The organism is Veillonella sp. oral taxon 780 str. F0422 (assembly GCF_000221605.1).
Taxonomy (GTDB): Bacteria; Bacillota; Negativicutes; order Veillonellales; family Veillonellaceae; genus F0422.
In genome coordinates this window covers 1-2,352 of the sequence record NZ_AFUJ01000063.1, presented here as the reverse complement: position 1 = coordinate 2,352, position 2,352 = coordinate 1, and the positions used below count along the sequence as shown (strand labels likewise).

Annotated in this window: 3 protein-coding genes; all 3 read left to right on the top strand. The window is 36.1% G+C overall.

Annotated features, from left to right (window positions below):
- Positions 1-222: SemiSWEET family transporter (locus HMPREF9200_RS07255; protein WP_255260742.1), on the top strand; the 222-nt coding region annotated here is incomplete at its 5' end.
- Positions 223-707: 485 nt separating this feature from the next.
- The gene (locus HMPREF9200_RS09150) at positions 708-1,511 is read left to right on the top strand and encodes a peptidoglycan-binding protein (protein WP_303733742.1); all 804 of its coding nucleotides are present in this window, start codon (positions 708-710) and stop codon (positions 1,509-1,511) included.
- 203 nt (positions 1,512-1,714) lie between these two features.
- Positions 1,715-2,352 (top strand): TerC family protein (locus tag HMPREF9200_RS07245; protein WP_009354069.1); only part of this gene is annotated, 638 nt, incomplete at its 3' end.

Genomic DNA, 2,352 nt, shown 5'->3' with positions numbered 1-2,352 from the left:
AAAAGGGAAGAGAATAAAATGAGTGAAAAAAATTTAAAAATGTTAGGATGGCTTGGAACATTCCTTTCAGTAATGATGTATGTGTCTTATGTTCCGCAAATCATGGGAAACTTGGATGGGAATAAAACATTTTTTCTGCAGCCCTTGGCAGCGACGATTAACTGTATCATATGGGCAAGTTACGGACTTTTAAAAGAAAAAAGGACTATCCTTTGGCAGTAGCAAACTTGCCGGGAATTATCTTTGGATTGCTTGCAACCATTACGGCATTTTAAATAATCTCATTTTAAAGATGTATTGTGAAAAGCTCATTTGAATGATGATTAGTCATTTTAGTGAGCTTTTTTGTTATAATTATTTTTCAAGATATAATTCTAACTTCTTCAATTTTAAAATATTATTTATTATGATTATTTTAATATGTAAAACTTTTGTATCACATCATATTGAAATGATCTATTATACCAATTTAGTATAGAAACTCCATTTTTATGCATATTTACTATAGAAATTGAGGAAAACTAACATTTTTAGTGTACATATATAGTAGGTGGTATTTCCTATGGGGAGTGATTTATACTATATGTGGGAAAAATGTGATAAAAATAGGTACTAAGTGGTGTTAAAGTGTTAAAAAAGTCCTATTTTTTGACGTATCTCCCAAAAAATGGTAAAATGTATAAGCATTTAGATATGAGGTGAACATCGTGAAAAAAATAACTCTCCTAGCGATTCTCCTGATGGTATGTACCATGGTGACAGCCTTGGCAACATCTGGACGTGGTGATCGCGGTAAAGAGGTAGAAGAGTTACAAGCGTTGTTAGTAGCCCAAGGCTATTTGCTTGATACAGCAGATGGAGTGTTTGGGAATAATACAGAATACGCAGTACTCGTCTTTCAGAAAGAACACGGGTTAACTCCAGATGGTAGAGTAGGTAAAGAAACAATGCGTGCTTTACTAGAGAATCAAAAACAATTCGAGGGGCAACAAGCATCTCGAAATACCCGTAGTGTAGAAGTATCACGATTTGGTGATCGTGGTCGCAACATAGAAGAAGTACAACTTAAATTAGTAGATAGTGGATTTTCTCCTGGAGCTGTTGATGGTGTCTTTGGGAATGGAACTAAAGAAGCTTTGATTCGTTTCCAGCGTCATTATGGATTACCAGTGACAGGAACTGTTGATAGTGCTACATGGTCAAAATTATCTATCAAACGAGGCAAACCAACAAGCTATAAAAAAACATTAGAAATGGAAGCTAGTGCCTATTCAAGTTATGAATCTGGTACACATACAGCTAGAGGCAACGCACTTCGCCGTGGGTATGTTTCGGTAGATCCTAATGTAATTCCATTAGGAACAGAAGTGTATGTGGAAGGATATGGTTATGCTGTAGCGGATGATACAGGTGGTGCTATTATAGGTCATCGCATTGATTTGGCTATGGATAGCTATAATGAGGCCATCCAATTTGGTCGTCGAACAGTAAAAGTATATATTTTAGATTAGAGAAGTCATTGATTTGTTGTAAAACAGAAAGAACATCTAATTGCAAACGTGTTATTACACAAAAATAAAGAGGTAGGAACTAGAGTAATTTAGTTGTTACTAATATAGAGGATAGCTGATTCAGAGAATTGGCTATCCTTTGTTTTATGGGTTCCCTATGCTATAATAAAATGTATTCTAAGTAGTAAATATAGGAGGATATGGTGGATATTACATCAACACAAGGGTTATTAGCAATTTTACAAATTATTATTATTGATATATTATTGGCTGGCGATAATGCTATCGTTATTGGTATGGCAGCTAAAAACTTGCCGGAACATTTGCGTAAACGTGCTATTTTCTGGGGCACAGCAGGGGCAATTGTTTTGCGTCTAGTGATGGCCATTTTGTTTATTGAAGCTTTAGATAATATTCCTGCATTACGCATTGTTGGTGGGATTATGTTGCTTTGGATTGGCTATTCCTTATTGAAAGATGGCGATAATGAACACAATATTGAGGCAAAAGATAATATCTGGGGCGCTATTGCTACGATTATCATTGCTGATGGTGTGATGGGCATCGATAATGTGCTAGGCGTTGTGGCAGCAGCAGAAGGTCATTTTGGGCTAGTAGTAGCTGGTATGTTAGTAACAGTGCCAATTATTGTTTGGGGCAGTACTATCTTTGTAAAACTGATTGATAAATTCCCTGTTATTCTATACGCAGGTGGTGGTATCCTAGGATGGGTCTCTGCTAGCATGATTCAACATGATCCAATGGCAGCACCATATATTGAACCATATAGTTTACCATTCCATGTTGGATGTGTCGTATTGGTATTAGGAGCAGCGATCAT